The organism is Microbacterium sp. AC035, from assembly GCF_979258485.1.
On sequence record NZ_OZ409858.1, the window covers coordinates 2851461 to 2870078 of the forward strand.

The following is an 18618-nucleotide window of genomic DNA, read 5'->3' on the forward strand; positions in this document are numbered from 1 at the left end:
CGGGAAAGCGCCGAGAATCCGGGGGAGTGGGGGGAGGCGAGGCGTGTGCGAGTCCATCCCGTCGGGAGGAAAACTCCGCGTGGGGCGGTCGTGTGACGGCTGAGGCTCCGCCCATCAGGGAGAAGTCCGCCCGAGGGTGCTGCGCCCGACGTGGCCCCGGTTTCTTGGTGGGGCGAAACGCGTGATATCTTTGGGAAGTTGAGTTCCTCGGAGCCCGACATACTCGCGCGAGTGGCGGAATGGTAGACGCGCTGGCTTCAGGTGCCAGTGTCCTTATGGACGTGGGGGTTCAAGTCCCCCCTCGCGCACAGCGAGAAGTAGATGTGAAAAGGCCCGGTTCCTCTCGAGGAAGCCGGGCCTTTCGCATGCGTGGGAAGCGCGTCAGCCGCGGATCGACCGCCGTGCCGCTTCGAAGCGCACCCAGTCGTGGTCGGATGCCGGGGTCAGCTCCCACTCGTCGACGGGGCCGCTCTCCCACGCGGTCGCGGCCACGGCTCCACCGGCATCCGTGATGTCAGTGACGACCGCGGCGTCGAGTCGTCCGCCGGCGAGGAGCTTCTGCTGCGATGGCGTCTTCAGCCGAGCCCACCACTCGGGCTCGGCCGTTGCGGTGAGCACCTCGCCCTTCTTCAGGACGACGGCGACAGCATCCGCATCTGCGGCGGCGGAGTCGTCGACGACGAGAACGGGCGCCCGCTTCACGCCCAGCGCCGCGATCACCGCCGCGCCGAGAGAGTCGTAGCTGCCGGTGCTCGTGTGGCGGCCGTCGAGGGTGTGCTCGATGTGGAAAGTCATGGATGAAGGCTACTCACCGCGGGTGATGGACGCGCCGATCGCTTCCGGTTATTTTGAATAACTCAAAATAAGGTACGGTGGAGGAACAACGTGGTGCCGGGGTTGCAGCCCCGGCACCACTGTCCGTGAGACACCACCATCCCTGACTGAGGAGGCTCGCATGAGTCACGAACACGCCCCAGAGTACCCACGCCAGACCGTGTCGATGGAGGAATCCATGGGGCGCGCAGGCCGTGAGCGGATCATCCGCGAGGCGCTCGAGCGGATCGACGGAGCACCCGCACCGAAGGTCGACATGATGCAGGCGGCTATGGGAGCCGAGGCGCAGATCCGCCTCGTCCACGACGTGATCCGCGCGTACCTCGACGAGCGGGGGCTGGCCGACACCCGGGCATGGGCTCAGGACCTGGGCGGACGATCGTCGCGTCGCGACTCGACGGCGAGTGTGATCTGAATGGCACTCGCATCGATCATTCCTCTCTCCCTGTCGGCCTTCGCTCAGCATGAGGCCGTGCAGCGCATCACGTCCGCCGACCTGCTCGTGGCCCCGCCTCGCGTGACCGAGGACGGTCAGTTCGTCGGGCGGGTGGACTCGGGCGGTCTGGGCAACCCGCGCTACTTCGTCGGCGAGTACCGCGACGGGCGGATGCCGAGTGCGCTCGTGCTCGAATACGGTGCCACGTCCGCCGACCAGACGAGATCTGCGCGGGTGTGGAGCCTGGCCGATCACCGCGGAGCGGGTCCGGACTACCGCCTCGTCCACGACGACTCCTCACGCGGTTACGTCACGGTGTGAGACCGTCAGCTCACAGCACCCTCGCAGGACTCGCCGCCCCCACGTGTTTGTCGTCGGGCCCGAGTCGTGATGGTGTGAGCAGGTGAGACCGCCAGCATCCTCCCCCAGCGACGACCAGAGCGACCTGTCGCCCGAGTCCGGACCCGTCACTCGACCTCGCCGGCGGCGTGGTCGGCTGATCGGGTGGATCAGCGTCGCGGTCGTCGCGGCGCTCGTCGCCGTCGGCGCGGTCGCCTACGCGCAGCTGCAGGGAAATGTCACGACCGCTCCGATCCGCTCCGACACCGGAGAGACCGAGCCCGAACTCGCGACAGGAGACCTGAACATCCTGCTGCTCGGATCCGACTCGAGGGCGCTCGAATCGGAAGGCTTCGGCGAAGACGACGGCAGTGAACGCAGCGACGCGATGGTCGTCGCTCACATCTCGAGCGACAACACCCGGATCGACGCCGTGCAGCTTCCGCGCGACACTCTCGGCGACCTGCCCGCGTGCGACGACAACGGACGCGGGTCTTACGGCGGCGGGTGGGGGATGCTGAACTCGGCCCTGCAATACGGGCCGGCCTGCTCCGTCGCAGCGGTCGAGCAGCTGACCGGCCTGCGCATCGACCACTTCGTGCAGATGGACTTCGAGGGGTTCATCGGCATGGTCGACGCGATGGGTGGCATCGACGTGTGCCTGCCCGAACCCCTGCAGGACGGACACGCGCGGCTCGATCTGCCGGCCGGCGCACAGTCGATCAACGGCGACCAGGCGCTCGCCCTCGCTCGCACCCGGCACGCGCTCGCCGAAGAGAGCGACATCGCTCGACTCGGGCATCAGCAGATGGTGCTCTCGGCGATCGTGCAGAAGGCCACGAAGTCCGACGTGCTGGTGCGCCCCGATCGTCTCTACGCGTTCCTCGACGCCGTCACATCATCGATGACCGTCGACCCGGGACTCGGCGCGCTGACCGATCTGGCGGGCCTCGCCGCGCGGGTCGCGAATGTCCCGCTCAGCAGCGTCACGTTCGTCACCATGCCGACGACCGAGGCACCGGAGGATCCCAACCGCGTCGTGCCCACCGCCGATGCCGATGTCATCTTCCGCGCGCTGATCGACGACGTGCCGATCGTGCTGACCACCGACGAGGTGCAGCCAGCGCCCACCGTGCGCACGGCTCCCGTGCAGATCCTCAACGGGGCCGGCGTGAGCGGGCTGGCATCCCGCGTCTCGGAGGACGCCACCGGCTACGGATACACCGTCGCGGGCATCGCCAATGCCGACCCGGTCGACCTGACGACGATCACCGCCGCGGACACCCCCGACGCCCAGCAGACGGCACAGGCGCTCGCCGCAGAACTCGGCCTCGCTGTGACGGTTCAGGTCGGAGAGGTCGACGGAGTGCAGCTGCTGCTCGGCGCCGACTACGAAGCGCTCGTCTCGCAGCCCAACGCGACCCCGGTGCCGCCACGGCCGGTCGACGCGGTCAACCGCAGCGCCGACACCGACCTCTGCGCCGGCTGAGCGGCCCTCGCTCCAGGCTGCGGCAGGCAGACTGGAGGGGACTTCGTTTTTCACCGTCAGGAGACGCACATGCCGGAGCAGCCTCGCCGAACCCCCAGCCAAGCCGTGCTCAGCGTGCAACAGGTGGAGCAGGTGAGCCCTGACCTCGTGCGCATCACGGCCGGAGGCGACGGGTATGAGGCCTTCACTGACAATGTCTTCGCCGACAAGTACGTGAAGATCCTGTTCGCAGACCCCCGTCACGGGCTCACTCCTCCCTACGATCTCGCGCAGCTGCGGGAGGAGAGTCCCGAGAAGCTCCCCACCCGGCGGACGTACACGGTGCGCGCCGCGGATGCCGAGCAGCAGCGCCTCGTGATCGACTTCGTCGTGCACGGCGACGAGGGCGTCGCGGGCCCGTGGGCCCGGTCGGCGCAGGTCGGCGACACTCTCGTCGTCAGCGGTGCCGGCGGCGGGTACCTGCCGGTGCCTGGAACTCCCTGGCATCTGCTCATCGGCGACCACACGGCCCTCCCCGCGATCTCCTCGGCTGTCGAGGCGATGGATGCGGATGCCGTCGGCTACGTCATCCTCACCGTCGCCGACCCCGCCGATCGCATCTTGCCCGACGTGCCGGCCGGCGTGACGGTCCGATGGACTGACACGGATGACGAACTGCTGGCCGTTCTCGCCGAGCTGCCCTGGGCTGCGGGTCACCCAGGAGTCTTCGCGCACGGCGAGCGAGGCACCATCAAGGCCGTCCGGGCCCTGCTGAAGCAACGCGACGTGCCACGAGAGTCGCTGTCGATCTCGGCCTACTGGGCACGTGGCCGTGCTGAAGATCAGTTCCAGGCCGAGAAGCGCGAGCCCATCGGCCAGATCGAGTAGGCGTCAGCCGCGTCGAGCATCCGGCAGCTTTCTCGAGTCAGCGCGCGATCGGCGTCTCCGAGGCCACCACACCGCTCGTCATAGGGAGGGCGCCGAGGATGTGCGCGTGGCCATCGACCCACTCGACGGCGATGCCCTCGGCGGCCAGGCCTTCGGGGCTGATCGCGATGTCGAGGAGGGGGAGCGTGAGGTCGCTGAAGCGGGCGGCGAGCACGTCATCGAGGCGGTCCGCGGTCGTCGCATGGATGAACCCCTCGTCGTCGAGATGGATGCCGCGCGTCGCGACGACGTACTCGCCGAACGCTCGGCTCATCTCCCAGTCGTCCTGGATGGCGATGTGGTGGATCAGGTCGGACATGACGGACTCCCTAAATGAAACGAACTCGTAGCATTATTGCTAGAGTCATCCTATGACGGGAAAACGAGGTCGGCCCTCCGCCGATGAGGCGACCGCCCGAGACGAGCGAGTGGTCGACGTCGTGGTCGCACTCCTCAGCGATGAGGGCTTCGAGGCGCTGACCTTCGATCGCGTCGCCGCCGACGCGCACGTCGCCAAACGCACCCTGTACGGAGTGTTCGGCGACCGGGCCGGCCTCGTGCGGGCGGCGATCCGCAGACAGCACTCCTATCTCGGCGAGGCCGGGGACGCGGGAGACGACCTGCGTTCGGCATCCCGAGCGATCCTGGCGCACCTGCTGGGAGACGAGGCGATCGGCATCCACCGCGCGATCATCGCCGCTGCTGGCCGGCATCCGTCTCTCGCTGTGGAGTTCTATGACGAGGGACCAGGACGCGCTCAGGGCTTCCTCGCGTCGCATCTGCCGGCGGATGCCGTGGTGACCGCGGAGATGCTCTTCACCGCGCTGCTCGGCGAACCCCATCGACGTCGACTGCTGGGCCTGGCCGAACCCCCGACTCCAGCCGAGATCGATGATCACGTCGATGGTGTCCTGCGCGCGCTCGGTCTGCCTGGCTGACTTCGACCAGAATCCCGAACCCGTACCCGTACCCGTACCCGTTCAGACGGGCGGAATCCTCCCCGCCTCGAGGTCAGCTGTCAACCGCCCTGCGCTCGCCGCAGATCCGACGGATCATGATGATCCGGACGAATCAGAGGAGGGCACCATGTCGAACATCGACGCATTCGCCAACAGCTTCCCGCCGAACATGCCGGGAGTACCCCCGGTCGACGACTTCACCGATGGCACATTCCCCACCGACACCTCGCAGCCTGAGACGCAGGGCGACGAGCCGCTCGAGGCCGAACTCGGCGAGGACGGGCAGGGCGATCTCGCCCCGGAAGACGAAGGGCTGCCGCACAGCGGCGACGCGCCGTCGGATCTGAGGGACGGCACCGAGTGAGCGGTCGCGGCGAAGAGCCCGGTCGCGATGTCGGGGGAGCCGAACCCTCCGAGGAGGGGATCGCCGCGCTCATCGAGGACCGCAACGCGGATGACCCCGATCAGGTCGGCGAGACACCCGCCGGAAACGCGGGTGCCGATTCGGGTGGCTCCGGTGCGGTGCGCGTGGACCCGTCGTCAGAGTCGTCGGTGCAGGACGAATCCATCCACAACGACGAGCCGGGTGTCGGGACGCGCCGCTCCGGCGACTGAGGCGGGCGCTCCGACGGGAGGAGTTCTGCGCCTCGGGAGGAGAGAACCCCAGGATTCGTCCTCCCCAGGCGCAGATCTCCTTCCGACGCACAGATCGCGTGCCCGGGCACAGCACCCTTTCGTGGCGTCCGGAGCAGTCGTAGGCTGTGCCGGTGAGCGACGTACTGGATGACGGGCCCTTCTTCCACGGCACCAAGGCGGAACTGCGCACGGGGGATCTCCTGACGGCAGGTTTCGCCTCCAACTACCGCCCCGAGATCGTGATGAATCACATCTACTTCACGGCCGTGGCCGATGGTGCGGGTCTCGCCGCGGAGCTCGCCCCGGGAGATCGTGAGCCCCGCGTGTACGAGGTCGAGCCGACCGGAGCGTTCGAGGACGACCCGAACGTGACCGACAAGAAGTTCCCCGGCAATCCGACCCGCTCCTATCGCAGCGCTGCGCCGCTGAGGGTCGTCCGCGAAGTGCTCGACTGGACCCGCCTCTCACCGGAGGCGCTCGCCGCCTGGCGGGAGCGGATCTCGGCACTCCATGCCGACGAGCGCGCCGAGATCATCAACTGAGGCGGCGGGATCGACACGTCTGCAGGACCCGAGCGCGGATGCGTGGCGGGAAGTCTCGTTCGATCCTGCATCCGTGCCGCAGTCCTGCAGATGAACCGGGGGACGCCTGCAATCGACGGGACGCGGACGGGAGAGGGGACGGATCAGCGTCGCGCGACCCGAACGGCGATCGAGCCGAGCGCGCGGTCGATGATGACGAACACGAAGCCGACGGCGACGAGAGCCACCGTCAGGGCGATGATCCACTGGGCGACGCCGACGAGACCGAGCGCGTCGACGTCCATGAACGGGTACGGATACACCTGTCCGGGCGTGAACTCTCCGCCGAGCGCCCCATAGACGAATGCCCAGGTGAGATACGCGTAGGGGATGAGCGTCCACAGCAGCGGATCGACCCACCGGAACGACCCCTTCGGGACGAAGACCAGCCAGTCGACGATCACCAGCACGGGCGTGATGATGTGGATCAGGTTGTCGGTGAGCGAGAAGATCTCGGCGTCGCCGTCGGCGAACCTCGTGGGCACGAGCACGATCAGATAGATCAGCATCGTGACGGTGATCGCGAACATCACCGCTCCACTGCCCCGGGCGCTGGGCGTCGAGGTGCCCAACGGGCCGCTCTGACGCAGGTCTCGGGCGGTGCGGACGAGGAGGAGCAGCACCCAGACCAGACACAGCAGATTGCTGACCATCGTGTAGAACAGCACGGTCGTCCACGACGGCTCACCGGTCAGGAGGTTGGCGTGCCGGATGATGCCGGTGAGGATGACCGCCAGCGCTATGAGCCGGTAGACGAGGGCGACCGGTCGGGAGTTCACCGCAGCGTGCGAGAACAGCGATCTGCCGATGGGCTCGGAATCAGTGTGGCCGGAAGCCGTGGACGGAGAAATGACGGCTTTGGACATCTTTCGAGGCTACGCGTTCTCGGGCGGCGTCAACGCCGACTCAGCGCCGCACCGGGTCGGAATCCCCGTCGAGGAAACGCTCGAGGTCGCGCAAGGTGGGCGCAGCCTCCCAGTCGCCGGGAACGAGGCACGCCATCGCGCCGCAGGCATTCGCTCGCCGGAGGACGGCGTCGATGTCGTGGCCGTCGAGCAGGGCGCTGAGATAGCCGGCGACGAAGGCGTCTCCCGCGCCCACGGTGTCGACGGGGTCGATCGGGAAACCGGGTGCGCCGATCACGGAATCGGCAGCGAAGACCGAGGCGCCGTCGGGTCCCTGTTTGAGCACGGTCGTCGCGCACCCCGCTTCCTGCAGACGTGCAGCGGCATCCGCAGCTGACATTCCGGGGTACAGGATGTCGAACTCCTCGGCGCCGCCGAAGACGATGTCGGCACGCTCGGCGAGATCGCGCAGCACCGGTCCTGCGATCTCGGGCGCTGCGAGGGCCGATCGGTAGTTGATGTCGAAGCTCACGGTCGTCCCGGCTGCGCGAGCCCGGTCGATCGCCGTGTGCAGAACGGCGCGCGCAGAAGCGGACAGCAGCGGAGTGATGCCCGTGATGTGCAGCAGGGACGCGTCTTCGACCCATCCGTCCGGCAGATCCTCGGGGCGCAGCCTGGACCCGGCCGACCCCGCACGGTAGTAGTGCACGGCGGTGGATGCGGCGGACGGCCGCTCCTTCACCATCAGGCCGGTCGCGGCATCCGGGTCGACGATTGCTCGCACATCGACGCCGTCTCCGCGGATCTCCCGCGCGACGCGCTCGCCGAGGGAGTCGTCGCCGATCCGTCCGAGCCACGAGGTCCGGATGCCGAGGCGGGCGAGGCCGATCGCGACGTTGCTCTCGGCGCCGCCGATGCCGAAGGCCAGGGAGTTCGCGTGCCGCAGCGAGCCGATCTCGGTCGTGCGCACGAGGGCCATGGTCTCGCCGAGCGTGACGACCGATGGCACGGTCACGAGGATTCCCGCGCGCACACCTCGACGAACGCCGCCGCCCGCTCGCGCAGCGCGGCGAGGTCGCCGCCGGCGAAGGCGTCGCCGAGCAGCGGTCCGCCCACGCTCACCGCGACGGCGCCGGCCCGCAGCCACGCTTCTGCTCCCGCCAGATCGACGCCCCCGGAGGGCACTGCGACGAGGTCGGGGAACGGGCCGCGCAGATCCTTGAGGTACGCGGGACCCACTTGCCCTGCCGGGAACACCTTCACCGCAGAGGCGCCCGCAGACCACGAGGCGAAAAGCTCGGTCGGGGTGAGTCCGCCAGGGACGATCGGCACACCGGCATCCGTCGCCTGCGTGACGAACTCGGTCGAGGTGATCGGCGTCACGATGTAGGCGGCGCCCACCTCGATCGCCCGCGCCAGATCACCGGTGTTCGTGACGGTGCCGATGCCGAGGTCGACCGTGTCACCGAATCGGGCGAGCAGCTGGGGGAAGTGCTCGAACGTGCCCGGAGTCGTGAGTGTGAGCTCGACACTGCGGATGCCGGCGTCGACGAGCACGTCGAGCACGGCGTCGTAGTCCTCGGCCCGCTTCGCGCGGGCGACGACGATCAGACGGGAGTCGACCGTGCGCTGGGGCAGGGCGACCCGGCGTGCCTCACCAGTCATGGACGGTCCCGTCGAGCAGGCGGTTCACCGGCAGATACGCCTTGGTGTACTCGTGGCCGGCCGCAGCATCCTCATCGAGGTCGACACCGAGACCGGGCTCGTCGCCGGGGTGCAGGAAGCCCTTGTCGAACGTGAAGGAGGTCTGGAACACCTCGAGCGTCTGCTCGTTGTGGGGCATGTACTCCTGGATGCCGAAGTTGTGGATCGCGAGGTCGAGGTGCAGCGCCGCGGCCATGCCGACGGGCGAGATGTCGGTCGGACCGTGGATGCCCGACTTGATGCCGTAGATCGCGGCGAAGTCGAGCAGCTTCTTCATGGCCGTGATGCCACCCGTGTGGGTGACCGCCGAGCGCACGTAGTCGATCAGGCGCTCGGTGATGAGGGTCTGGTAGTCGAACACCGAGTTGAAGACCTCGCCGATCGCGAGCGGCGTCGTCGAGTGCTGGCGCACGAGGCGCAGCGCGGTCTGGTCCTCACCCGGGGTGCAGTCCTCGAGCCAGAACAGATCGTAGGGCTCGATGTCCTTCGCGAAGCGCGCGGCCTCGATCGGCGACATCCGGTGGTGTCCGTCGTGCAGGATGCGCAGGTCGGTGCCGAAGTCCTCGCGGATCTGCGAGAAGATCCCGGGCATGTGGTTGAGGTAGTTGCGGGTGTCCCACGTCTCCTCGCTCGGGCGGTCGCCCGAGCGCTTGGCGGGCTCGTAGTCATAGCGCACGCCGGGGCCGGCGTTCGAGACGCCGTAGATCTGGCCGAGGCCGGGCACGCCGGTCTGCACGCGCACGGCGGTGTAGCCGAGCTCCTCGTAGCCGGTGATCGCGTTCTTCAGCGCGGCGTAGTCGGTGCCGGAGGCGTGGGCGTAGACGCGGACGCCCTCGCGGCTGGCGCCGCCGAGCAGCTGGTACAACGGCATCCCGGCCTTCTTGGCCTTGATGTCCCACAGTGCCATGTCGACTGCGGCGATCGCCGCCATCGTCACGGGGCCGCGACGCCAGTACGGGCCGCGGTAGAGGTACTGCCAGGTGTCTTCGATGCGGTCTTCATCGCGGCCGACGAGCATCGAGGCGACGTGGTCGGAGAGGTAGGAGGCGACGGCGAGCTCGCGTCCGTTCAGCGTGGCGTCGCCCAGACCGACGATGCCGTCGGAGGTCGTGATCTTGAGCGTGACGAAGTTGCGTCCGGGGCTGGTGATGTTGACGTCGACGATCTCGATGGTCATGTCGTTCTCCTGAGGATGCGGGGCGAAGTGGGGGGTGCGGGCGTTCGGGCGCCCGCACCCCGGGTCATGATGTGCGGGGCGATCAGATCGCGTCGCGGGGGTCCGTCAGGTCGCGGCCGGCGACCTCCGGCATCCAGATCGAGGCGATCAGCGCGCTCAGCGTGAAGATGAACAGCATGATGATGATCGGGATGAACGAGCCGGTGACGGCGGACACCCATGCGGCGGCGATGACGGGGCCCGCGCCGGTCGCGACGATGGCGGCGATCTCGCGTGCCATGGCCGTGAAGGTGTAGCGGTTGCGCGAGCCGAAGAGCTCGGGCAGCGTGAGGTTCTCGAGCGACGCGAAGCTCATCACCGCGAGGTTGTGCAGCACGACGTAGCCGACGAAGACCTGCACGGTGTCCTTGCTGCTGATCATGAGAATCGTCGGGACGATGATGATCAGGGCGACGACCGACCAGACCATGTACATGCGCTTGCGGCCGAAGCGATCGCCGAGCCAGCCCGACAGCGGAACGGTGATGAAGGCGACGAGCGACGAGACGATCACGGCGTTGACGCCGATCGAGCGGTCGAGCAGCAGCACGACGGTGATGTAGCTGATCAGGTAGGTCTGGATCATGCCGGAGTTGCCGGCCTGGCCGAAGCGCAGCAGCAGCGCGATCGAGAACGCCTTCCACGGCTTGCGCTGCAGCGCCTCGAGAGTGCGGATGTCGTTGGTCTCGGTGGCGAGCTTCACGACCTCGTCGCGGGAGAGCGCCTTGCCGTCGACGACGTCGTCGCGCTCCTCGAAGACCGGGGTCTCCTTGAGGTTGAAGCGCACCCAGATCGCGAAGAGCATGATGACGGCGCTGGCGATGAAGGGGATGCGCCACGCCCACGCGATGACCTCGTCTTCGCTGTAGGCGACGAGGAGGATGGCCCAGATGCCCGAGGCGAGCAGTGTGCCGCAGTTGGTGCCGAGGGCGACGAGCGAGGCGATGATGCCGCGGCGCTTGGCCGGTGCGTATTCGGCGAGCATGACGCCCGCACCCGAGATCTCGGCTCCGGCTCCGAAGCCCTGCGCGATGCGCAGCAGCACGAGGAGGATCGGCGCGAGCACGCCCACCTGGTCGTACGTCGGCAGGAAGCCGATCAGGGTGGTCGCGAGACCCATCAGGAGGATCGTGTAGAACAGCACCTTCGTGCGGCCGGTCTTGTCACCCAGACGGGCGAAGAAGAAGGCACCGACCGGGCGCGCGACATAGCCGACGCCGTAGGTGGCCATCGCGGCGACGACCGCGACTGCCGGGTTCTCGGAGGAGAAGAACAGATCGGCGAAGACCAGCGCGGCTGCCAGCGAGTAGAGCTGGTAGTCCATGAACTCCAGCGCCGTGCCGAGCCATCCGGATATGGCGGCGCGCACGAGGTCGCGCACCGACCTCTTCTCGGCGGGGTCGGCGGCCGTGGCCGTCGTCTGCGGTTCTGACATGGGAGGTACTCCTTCGGACCAGGAACAGGGTGGGGTTCTGCGGTGCGGCTCGGCCGCCGGGTGGGGGTGTTGCTACAGCGCCAGCAGGACCTTCGCCGAAGCGGACGAGTCGCGAGCGAGCTCGAAGGCCTGGACGGCGTCGGATGCCGGGAGGACGTGGGAGATGACGGAGTCGAGGGTGTCGGACTCGGCCAGCAGGGCGACCGCGTCGTCGATCTCGGTGGAGAAGCGGAAGGCGCCGCGGATCGTGAGCTCCTTGGCGAGCATCGGGGCGAGGTTCACTCCGATGTCCGCGTTGGGGAGCATCCCGACCTGCACGATGGTGCCGACACGGCGGGCGGCGCGCACGGCCTGCGTGAGCGCGACGCCGACGCCGGAGCACTCGAAGACGACGTCGTACGACTCGTTGTCGATCGTGTCGCGGCCGACGAGCGAGACCTCGGTCGCGCCGAGGGCCTTGGCCCGGTCGAGGGGTTCTTCGCGCACGTCGCTGGCGCCCACGACAGCGGCGCCGGCGTGGAGTGCCGCGGCCACGACGAGCAGGCCGATGGGTCCGGCGCCGATCACGAGCACCCGCTTGTCGGTGATGTCACCGGCGAGGCTGACGGCGTGGATCGCGACGGCGAGCGGCTCGGCGAGGGCAGCACGCTCGAGCGGAAGGGATGCCGGGAGCACGCGGATCATCTGCTCTTCGACGATCAGCAGCTCGGATGCTCCGCCCTGGCGGTGCGGGTTCGCCGCGGCGCTGCCGAAGTAGTCGCCGCCGGGGCGCAGGTGCGGGTGAGCCTCGAGGCCGCTGACCTCGGGGCCGTAGCGCGCGGGGTGCACGGTGACGGGGGTGCCGGGAGCGAGGCGGCCCGAAGGGTCGAGGTCGACGACACCGGACAGCTCGTGACCGGGAGTCAGCGGCTCCTGGATCGTGTACTCGCCGTTGGCGCCGTGGAAGTAGTAGTGCAGGTCGGATCCGCAGATGCCGACGTAGTTCACGCGGAGGCGCACCTCGCCGTCGCCGGGGGTCGGCACCTCTCGGTCTTCCCAGCGGATGTCTTCTTTGCCGTGGATGGCGAGAGCCTTCATGGCTGCATCTCCTCTGCGCTGATGAATGATGATGTGCTTGTCTGGGATGCCGAGACGGCATCGGCGATCGCGGCATCGACGCCGCGTCGCTGGACGATGTCGACGAGCTCGCCGACGCGGGCGATGAACGCATCCTGCGATCCGAGTTCATCACCGAACAGGTGCAGCTCGCCGATCACGCGCTGTGCGAGCTCGCGACCGTTGCGTGCGCTCGCCGCGTAGCCCGACAGGCGCACGCGGGCGCCGTCGGTCATCGCGGCGGCGTGCAGACCGGGGTCGAATCCGGGCAGGGGTGCGATGCACGACAGGTAGCCGGCGACCGTCAGGGCGATCAGGTGCGGCATCCCGCCGTCGCGCAGAACGAGAAGAGCGGGCTCGGGGATGCGCTGGCGCAGCTTGACCGATCCGTCCGTTCCGACCTGGCTCGTGCGGTGCCCGAGAGCGCTGTTGGCCCACCGCTCGAACAGCTCGCTCTCGTAGGCGTCGATGTCGACGCCGGACGGCACCTCGATCGAGGGCTCGTACTCGTCGCGCAGCACCGCGCGCGCGGCGCTCTCGATGCCGTCGAGTCCGATGGCCTCGGGGATCGTGCCGACACCGCTGAGCGCGCCGAGGTAGGCGATCAGGGAGTGCGTGCCGTTGAGCAGGCGCACCTTCATCTGTTCATAGCGTCCGACCTCGTCGGTGAATACGGCGCCGCCTGCCTCCCACGCAGGGCGGCCGCCGGCGAAGCGGTCTTCGATCGCCCACATCGTGAACGGCTCGGCGGGCACGGGGATGTCGTCGCGGGCGCCGAGCAGAGTGCTGACGCGGGTGCGCAGCTCGGCCGTGGTCGACGGCACGATGCGGTCGACCATGCTCGAGGGGAACGAGACGGCGCGGTCGAGGAACGCGAGGGCATCCGCGCCTTCGGAACCGGGAAGCTCATGCAGGAACTCGCGGACGAGCTTCTCGGTGTGAGCGCCGTTGGACGAGAGGTTGTCGCAGCTGAGGATCGAGATCGGTGCCCCGCCGGCCGCGGCACGCGCCCGCAGTCCTCGGGCGAGCTGGCCGATCGTCGAGCGGGCTGCGCCGCCGCGGAGGTCGGAGCGTACCGTGTCGTCGTCGAGATCGAGATGCTGCGTCGCGGGGGAGTAGCTGTACCCGTTCTCGGTGACGGTGAGGGTGACGATGCGGATGCCGGGGTCGGCGATCTGCGCGACGACGCGCTCGGGCTGCTCGGCGCCGACGAAGGCGTCGGTGTGCACGCCCGGGATCGTGAGCGAGGTGGTGCCTGGCGCGATGGTCGCGACCGAGTACAGCATGTCCTGGGCGTGCATCGCGTCGACGATGGAGCGCGAACGCGAGGCGACGCCGATGATCCCCCAGTCGCCGCCGGCGGACTGCAGGGCAGCCGCCGTGTAGACGGCCTGGTGCGCGCGGTGGAAGCTGCCGAGTCCGAGGTGCAGGATGCCTGCAGCGGTCGGGGCGACCAGCGGCGAGGCCGTCGCTGAAGTCGTGCGGCGCAGGGCCGGTGCTGGGATGCTCACGCGGTGGCTCCTTCGCTCGGGGCCGCGCACCGCTGAGGGTGATCGGCGTTGATCGTCATGAAAATCAGTGTGCAGTGTTTGTACAAACATGTCAAGCCGTTTTACATCAGGGGTGAGGATCGTAGGATTGCCTGCGAGGGCGGGAGATCGACATGGCAGCGACGCTGACAGATGTGGCACGGCGTGCAGGCGTGTCCATCGCGACCGCGTCCCGCGCCTTCGGAGAGCCGGATCGCCTCGCCCCGAACACTCTCGGCCGCGTGCTCGAGGCTGCGGGAGAGCTCGGCTACGCGACCTCGCAGTCCGCCACAGCGACCCGCACGTTCGGGGTCGTGGTGCCCGACGTCTCGAACCCCGTCTACGCCACTCTGCTCAAAGCGATCCAGGGACAGGCCTGGCACGGCCGCCACCGCATCGTGCTGTTCGACGCCGATGAAGACCTGCGCCGTGAGCGCGAGCAGATCGAACAGGCCCGCAAGCTCGACGGGATGCTGCTGTGCTCGCCGCGTCTGCCCGATGCCGACGTGCTCGAACTCGTCGGCGACACGCCCTATGTCGTGGTCAACCGCCAGATCGACGGTGCTCCCTGCGTGCTGATGGACACCGAGCATGGGCCGGCCCAGGCGATCGAGCACCTCGCCGCTCTCGGTCACACGCACATCGCGTACGCCGCCGGTCCTCGTGGTTCGTGGGCGGACGTGCGCCGCGCAGACACCGTCGCCCGGGCATGCGAGCGCCATGGCATCCGCCTCACCGGGCTCAGCCACCACGCCGCCTCGATCCAGGGCGGGCGAGCCGCCGCCGCGCCGGCCGCAGCGAGCGGTGCCACGGCCGTCATCGCCTACAACGACCTCGTCGCCCTCGGACTCGAGGCCGGGCTGCTCGAACTCGGCAAGCGCTGCCCCGCCGACATCAGCATCGTCGGAATCGACGACATCGACCTCGCGGGTGCGGTCACCCCGGCTCTCACGACGGTGCGGATGCCGATCGAGCGCAGCGGTGCGCTCGCGGTGGACCTGCTGCTGCAGGCGATGAACGGCACCGCGATCGACGATGTCGTGACGCTGGGGTCGCAGCTGATCGTGCGCGCGTCGACCGCTGCTCCCGCCGCCTGACGACCAGCGTGGGGCGATGCTCGGCGGTCGCTAGTCTGAAACCGGATACTGCCGGAATATCGGCATACTGATGTACGGCTGAGGAAAGGTGACCGGCGCATGCCGCAACCCCAGGACGACACCAGCGAGCGAGTCGGTGACCGCGTGCCGAGACGCTTCTGGGTGGGCGTGGTCGCCCTCATCATCTACATCCTGTTCGCCGCTGTGCTCGGCAACATCGCCGGCTCTTTCGCCCCCGAGGGTGATGTCACGGCGGAGTTCGCGCTCAGCCATCTCATTCCCCTGCCGATCGCCATCGGTCTCGCATTGTGGTTCGTCTGGTGGGCGGGCTGGTGGCGTGATGTGTGGCGCAACACGTCGACGCTGCGCATGCGACCACGTCGTCTCTGGCTCATCGCGATCCCGGTGCTGCTGGTCGCGCTGCCTCTCGTGCAGTTGCCCGGCATCCCGTGGGCGGAGCGGGGGCTCGGCACGGTCATGATCGTGCTCGTCGGGACGATCATGGTCGGTTTCGGCGAGGAACTCGTGATCCGTGGCATCGTGTTCACCGCGCTGCGCGAACGGCACGGCGAACTCGTCACCCTGCTCGCCACCTCGCTGCTCTTCGGTGCCGCGCACACAGTCGGCAGCGTCTGGGCGGGCGTGCCTCCGGCGGCGATCGCCTTCCAGGTTGCCTTCCTGAGCATGACCGGCAGCCTCTATTACTGGGTGCGACGGGTCACCGGCCGCCTCTGGGTGGGCATGGCGATCCATGCGCTCACCGACTTCACTCTCTATCTCGCGTCCGGAGAGGCGAGTGCCGCCGAGGCGATGTCGTCCGGCGATGACCTGGGACCGCTGACACCGGTGCTGGCGACGATCCAGACGCTTCTCATCGCCCTCGCAATCGCCGGCGTGATCAGCGCCGCGCGGGAAGACCATCGCGCGCGCAAGGCGCGGAGAATCGCAGCGAACCCGCAGGCATGAGTCAGTAATGCAAAATATCGCCATTATGTACATAACTGCTATTCTTGACGCATGAACACGATCAGCCGCAGTGTGCCTTCGAAGGATCTGCGCGACAGTCTTGCCGATGTCCTCGGCGGGGTCGCCTACGGCTCGGAGCGCGTGGGCGTCACGCGTCATGGCAAGTTGACGGCCGTGGTGATCAGCGTCGATGATCTCGAGTTGCTCGAAGAGCTCGAGGCGGCACGCGACGCCGCGGAGTTCGCTGCCGCGCGGGCGGCCGATGACGGCGAGCGTGTGGCGTTGGATGAGTTGCGTGCGGAAGTCAAGTGACGCGCTATCGGATCGAGTTCACCACTGCCGCAGCCAGAGAGGTCCGCAAGCTCGACCCGCAGATCCGTCGACGGATCCTCGCCGGGGTCGCCGAGCTCGAGCGAGACCCGCGTCCGCACGGGTGTCGCAAGCTGGCCGGTTACGACAACGCCTGGCGAGTGCGAATCGGCGACTACAGAGTGCTCTACGAGGTCATCGACGAGCAGGTGCTCGTGACGGTAGTCCGCGTCGCGCACCGACGCGCCGTCTACGACATCTGAGCACCGCAGTTTGCGCGGCCAGATCTCAGCGGAGGATGCCCTTCCGGCGGGCTGCCGAGACGGCCGCGGTGCGTGAACTGACGTCGAGCTTCGAGAAGATGTGCGCGAGATGCGACTTCACCGTCGTCTCGCTGACGAAGAGCTCGTCTGCCACTTCGCTGTTCGATCGCCCGGAGGCGACGAGCTCGAGCACCTCGATCTCGCGGCTGCTGAGGCTGACGCGGGGTGCGCGCATGCGATCGAGCAGGCGGGAGGCGATCACGGGCGCGAGAGCGCTCTCTCCGGCGGCCGCCGCGCGCACGGCGGCGGTCAGTTCGTGCGGCGGGGCGTCCTTCAGCAAGTAGCCGCTCGCACCGGCCTCGACGGCCCCGAGGATGTCGGCATCCGTGTCGTAGTTCGTGAGCACGAGCACATAGGGCGGAGCCTCGAGCGCACGGATACGTCGAGTCGCATCCACGCCGGTGGTCTTGGCCTGAGAGCCGAATTGCAGGTCCATCAGGACCACGTCAGGGTTCTCACGCTCGGCGCAGGCCACTGCCTCATCGGGGGTGCCTGCCTCGGCGACCACCTCGAGATCCGGTTCGAGACTGAACAGAGCCGTGAGGCCGGCGCGGACGATGGGGTGGTCGTCGGCGATGACGAGGCGGATCATGCGAACTCCGTCAGCGGGAGGTCGACGGTGAGCGTCGTTCCACGACCGGACGCGGTGTCGATCTCGAGTCGTCCGCCCAACTGCTGCACTCGCTCGGCGGTGGCGCGCAGACCGAAGGAATCGGACTTCTCGGCGGTCCCCGGTGCAGGAAGCTCCGCATCGAATCCGGTTCCGTCATCTTCGACGGTGAAGCGCAGGCGGTCGTTCTCTATGCCGATGGTGACGGTCGCCGTCTTCGCGTGAGCGTGCTGGATGACGTTGGCGATCGCACCCTGAGTGATGCGCAGCAGGGCCGTCTGCAGGTGCATGGGGAGGACGATCGTGTCGGGCACCCGCACGTGCACGTCAAGCCCCTGCGTCGCCCACTGCGTGCGGGCCAAACGGCGCAGCGCCCCGCCGAGGGTCTGGTCGTCGAGCTGGGGAGGAGTCAGCTCGCGGATGAACCGCCGCGCCTCGACGAGATTCGCGGCAGCCGTCTCGCGCGCGAGCCGGATGTGCTCGATCCCCGGGCGCGTGTCGTCGGCGCGTTCCGCGGCGTGCAGCAGCATCTGGATGCTGGATAGTCCTTGCGCGAGCGTGTCGTGGATCTCGCGGGCGAGCCTGGCGCGTTCTGCGAGAACACCCGATTCGTGCTCACGCGCGGCAAGCTGCCCGCGCGTCGCGAGCAGCTCACCGACCAGCGCTTCGCGCTGCTGCGCCTCCCTCGCCAGGGCCTGGTAGCCGAGGCCGATCAGGAGAGCGACGCCGGCGCCGACGAACGGGCCGACGACCCCGCCGACGCTCCATCCGCCACGGATGCCGAGGGCGCAGACCGCGACGATCGTCGCGGCGAGGATCGCGGCGGATCCTGCCCAGCGCCCCAGCAGATGGAGGAACAGGAAGAACAGCGGGAAGACGAGGTAGGCGGCATCGGCGCTCACCCAGAGCAGGCCCAGCCACTCCGCCGAGAGCAGAGCCAGCCAGATCAGCGACACCAGACGTCGTCCGTGCGAGAGGCGAGCGAGCAGCAGACCCGACGCGTACGTCGCGCCGACGATCAGAGCCAGGACGATCGCGGAGACGCTCGAATCCGACGGGTCGAGCGCGGCGCGGGCGATGACGACCCCCGTCAGGGCGAAGAAGAGAACGTGAAGGCCCGTCCGCAGACCCACGAACACCGGGGTCAGAGCGGTATGCGCCATGGATCGAACTCTACGCCGCCGCACCGAGCGGCCGCATCGTCCGAAAGGACGATCGAGGCGTCCTCATCCCGGGTGCGAAAGCCCGTCCCGGTGGCCGATGACCGGGACGACACCGGCGGCGAAAGTGGAATGGTCGCCGCATCGGA

General features: G+C 68.4%; 23 protein-coding genes and 1 tRNA gene. 13 read left to right on the forward strand and 11 right to left on the reverse strand.

Translation table 11 applies throughout. The features are described from left to right. The first annotated feature begins 225 nt into the window (after positions 1-225). Positions 226-308, forward strand: a tRNA-Leu gene (locus tag ACZ0AA_RS13790). 73 nt (positions 309-381) lie between these two features. Here ACZ0AA_RS13790 and ACZ0AA_RS13795 read toward each other — a convergent pair. Beyond that, positions 382-795 carry a hypothetical protein gene (locus ACZ0AA_RS13795; protein WP_463513252.1) on the reverse strand — a complete coding sequence of 138 codons (414 nt, stop codon included), beginning with the start codon at positions 793-795 and terminating at the stop codon, positions 382-384. Between the two features lie 160 nt (positions 796-955). On the opposite strand from ACZ0AA_RS13795, the gene ACZ0AA_RS13800 reads away from it, so the two are divergent. The 4 genes from ACZ0AA_RS13800 to ACZ0AA_RS13815 all read left to right on the forward strand — a co-directional run bounded on the left by ACZ0AA_RS13800 (position 956) and on the right by ACZ0AA_RS13815 (position 3965). Then, positions 956-1249: a hypothetical protein gene (locus ACZ0AA_RS13800; RefSeq protein WP_400863330.1), complete on the forward strand. Its 294-nt coding sequence runs from the start codon at positions 956-958 to the stop codon at positions 1247-1249. Next, positions 1250-1591: a hypothetical protein gene (locus ACZ0AA_RS13805; RefSeq protein WP_463513253.1), complete on the forward strand. Its 342-nt coding sequence runs from the start codon at positions 1250-1252 to the stop codon at positions 1589-1591. It abuts the gene before it with no gap. Positions 1592-1673: 82 nt separating this feature from the next. Beyond that, positions 1674-3098 carry an LCP family protein gene (locus tag ACZ0AA_RS13810; RefSeq protein WP_463513254.1) on the forward strand — a complete coding sequence of 475 codons (1425 nt, stop codon included), beginning with the start codon at positions 1674-1676 and terminating at the stop codon, positions 3096-3098. 69 nt (positions 3099-3167) lie between these two features. Next, on the forward strand, positions 3168-3965 hold the full coding sequence (locus ACZ0AA_RS13815; protein WP_463513255.1) for a siderophore-interacting protein: 798 nt from the start codon (positions 3168-3170) through the stop codon (positions 3963-3965). Positions 3966-4002: 37 nt separating this feature from the next. On the opposite strand, the gene ACZ0AA_RS13820 is transcribed toward ACZ0AA_RS13815, so the two are convergent. After that, positions 4003-4323 carry a DUF952 domain-containing protein gene (locus ACZ0AA_RS13820; RefSeq protein WP_463513256.1) on the reverse strand — a complete coding sequence of 107 codons (321 nt, stop codon included), beginning with the start codon at positions 4321-4323 and terminating at the stop codon, positions 4003-4005. Between the two features lie 52 nt (positions 4324-4375). Here ACZ0AA_RS13820 and ACZ0AA_RS13825 point away from each other — a divergent pair, with 52 nt between their 5' ends. The 4 genes from ACZ0AA_RS13825 to arr all read left to right on the forward strand — a co-directional run bounded on the left by ACZ0AA_RS13825 (position 4376) and on the right by arr (position 6141). Beyond that, positions 4376-4942 carry a TetR/AcrR family transcriptional regulator gene (locus tag ACZ0AA_RS13825; protein WP_463513257.1) on the forward strand — a complete coding sequence of 189 codons (567 nt, stop codon included), beginning with the start codon at positions 4376-4378 and terminating at the stop codon, positions 4940-4942. Between the two features lie 148 nt (positions 4943-5090). Continuing rightward, positions 5091-5327: a hypothetical protein gene (locus ACZ0AA_RS13830; protein ID WP_042540995.1), complete on the forward strand. Its 237-nt coding sequence runs from the start codon at positions 5091-5093 to the stop codon at positions 5325-5327. Continuing rightward, positions 5324-5578, forward strand: a complete 255-nt coding sequence (locus ACZ0AA_RS13835) for a hypothetical protein (protein WP_463513258.1) — start codon at positions 5324-5326, stop codon at positions 5576-5578. Before ACZ0AA_RS13830 ends, ACZ0AA_RS13835 begins: the two co-directional genes overlap by 4 nt. A 152-nt stretch (positions 5579-5730) precedes the next feature. Next, entirely contained in the window at positions 5731-6141 is a 411-nt protein-coding gene (gene arr, locus ACZ0AA_RS13840; protein WP_463513259.1) for an NAD(+)--rifampin ADP-ribosyltransferase, read from the forward strand. 143 nt (positions 6142-6284) lie between these two features. Here arr and ACZ0AA_RS13845 read toward each other — a convergent pair whose 3' ends face one another. The 7 genes from ACZ0AA_RS13845 to ACZ0AA_RS13875 all read right to left on the reverse strand — a co-directional run bounded on the left by ACZ0AA_RS13845 (position 6285) and on the right by ACZ0AA_RS13875 (position 13986). Beyond that, positions 6285-7046: a Pr6Pr family membrane protein gene (locus tag ACZ0AA_RS13845; protein ID WP_463513260.1), complete on the reverse strand. Its 762-nt coding sequence runs from the start codon at positions 7044-7046 to the stop codon at positions 6285-6287. Between the two features lie 40 nt (positions 7047-7086). After that, entirely contained in the window at positions 7087-8040 is a 954-nt protein-coding gene (locus ACZ0AA_RS13850; RefSeq protein ID WP_463513261.1) for a sugar kinase, read from the reverse strand. Then, on the reverse strand, positions 8037-8690 hold the full coding sequence (locus ACZ0AA_RS13855; RefSeq protein ID WP_463513262.1) for a bifunctional 4-hydroxy-2-oxoglutarate aldolase/2-dehydro-3-deoxy-phosphogluconate aldolase: 654 nt from the start codon (positions 8688-8690) through the stop codon (positions 8037-8039). The genes ACZ0AA_RS13850 and ACZ0AA_RS13855 overlap by 4 nt, the downstream gene beginning before the upstream one ends. Continuing rightward, positions 8680-9906 (reverse strand): D-mannonate dehydratase ManD, encoded by a 1227-nt coding sequence (manD, locus tag ACZ0AA_RS13860; RefSeq protein WP_400863309.1) that lies wholly within the window; start codon positions 9904-9906, stop codon positions 8680-8682. The genes ACZ0AA_RS13855 and manD overlap by 11 nt, the downstream gene beginning before the upstream one ends. Positions 9907-9988: 82 nt before the next feature. Then, on the reverse strand, positions 9989-11380 hold the full coding sequence (locus ACZ0AA_RS13865) for an MFS transporter (protein ID WP_400863308.1): 1392 nt from the start codon (positions 11378-11380) through the stop codon (positions 9989-9991). Positions 11381-11452: 72 nt separating this feature from the next. Then, on the reverse strand, positions 11453-12457 hold the full coding sequence (locus tag ACZ0AA_RS13870; protein WP_463513263.1) for an L-idonate 5-dehydrogenase: 1005 nt from the start codon (positions 12455-12457) through the stop codon (positions 11453-11455). Continuing rightward, positions 12454-13986 (reverse strand): mannitol dehydrogenase family protein, encoded by a 1533-nt coding sequence (locus ACZ0AA_RS13875; RefSeq protein ID WP_463513264.1) that lies wholly within the window; start codon positions 13984-13986, stop codon positions 12454-12456. The genes ACZ0AA_RS13870 and ACZ0AA_RS13875 overlap by 4 nt, the downstream gene beginning before the upstream one ends. A gap of 152 nt (positions 13987-14138) precedes the next feature. Here ACZ0AA_RS13875 and ACZ0AA_RS13880 point away from each other — a divergent pair, with 152 nt between their 5' ends. From ACZ0AA_RS13880 to ACZ0AA_RS13895, 4 genes are all read left to right on the forward strand, one after another. Beyond that, positions 14139-15101 carry a LacI family DNA-binding transcriptional regulator gene (locus ACZ0AA_RS13880; protein ID WP_463513265.1) on the forward strand — a complete coding sequence of 321 codons (963 nt, stop codon included), beginning with the start codon at positions 14139-14141 and terminating at the stop codon, positions 15099-15101. Between the two features lie 99 nt (positions 15102-15200). After that, entirely contained in the window at positions 15201-16067 is an 867-nt protein-coding gene (locus ACZ0AA_RS13885; protein ID WP_463513266.1) for a lysostaphin resistance A-like protein, read from the forward strand. A 51-nt stretch (positions 16068-16118) separates the two neighbouring features. Further along, positions 16119-16379: a type II toxin-antitoxin system prevent-host-death family antitoxin gene (locus ACZ0AA_RS13890; protein WP_463513267.1), complete on the forward strand. Its 261-nt coding sequence runs from the start codon at positions 16119-16121 to the stop codon at positions 16377-16379. Further along, positions 16376-16639, forward strand: a complete 264-nt coding sequence (locus tag ACZ0AA_RS13895; RefSeq protein WP_463513268.1) for a type II toxin-antitoxin system RelE family toxin — start codon at positions 16376-16378, stop codon at positions 16637-16639. Before ACZ0AA_RS13890 ends, ACZ0AA_RS13895 begins: the two co-directional genes overlap by 4 nt. A 25-nt stretch (positions 16640-16664) precedes the next feature. On the opposite strand, the gene ACZ0AA_RS13900 is transcribed toward ACZ0AA_RS13895, so the two are convergent. Together ACZ0AA_RS13900 and ACZ0AA_RS13905 are read right to left on the reverse strand one after the other, a co-directional pair. Next, positions 16665-17291 (reverse strand): response regulator transcription factor, encoded by a 627-nt coding sequence (locus tag ACZ0AA_RS13900; RefSeq protein WP_400863296.1) that lies wholly within the window; start codon positions 17289-17291, stop codon positions 16665-16667. Further along, on the reverse strand, positions 17288-18472 hold the full coding sequence (locus tag ACZ0AA_RS13905; protein ID WP_463513269.1) for a sensor histidine kinase: 1185 nt from the start codon (positions 18470-18472) through the stop codon (positions 17288-17290). Before ACZ0AA_RS13905 ends, ACZ0AA_RS13900 begins: the two co-directional genes overlap by 4 nt. Between the last annotated feature and the right edge of the window lie 146 nt (positions 18473-18618).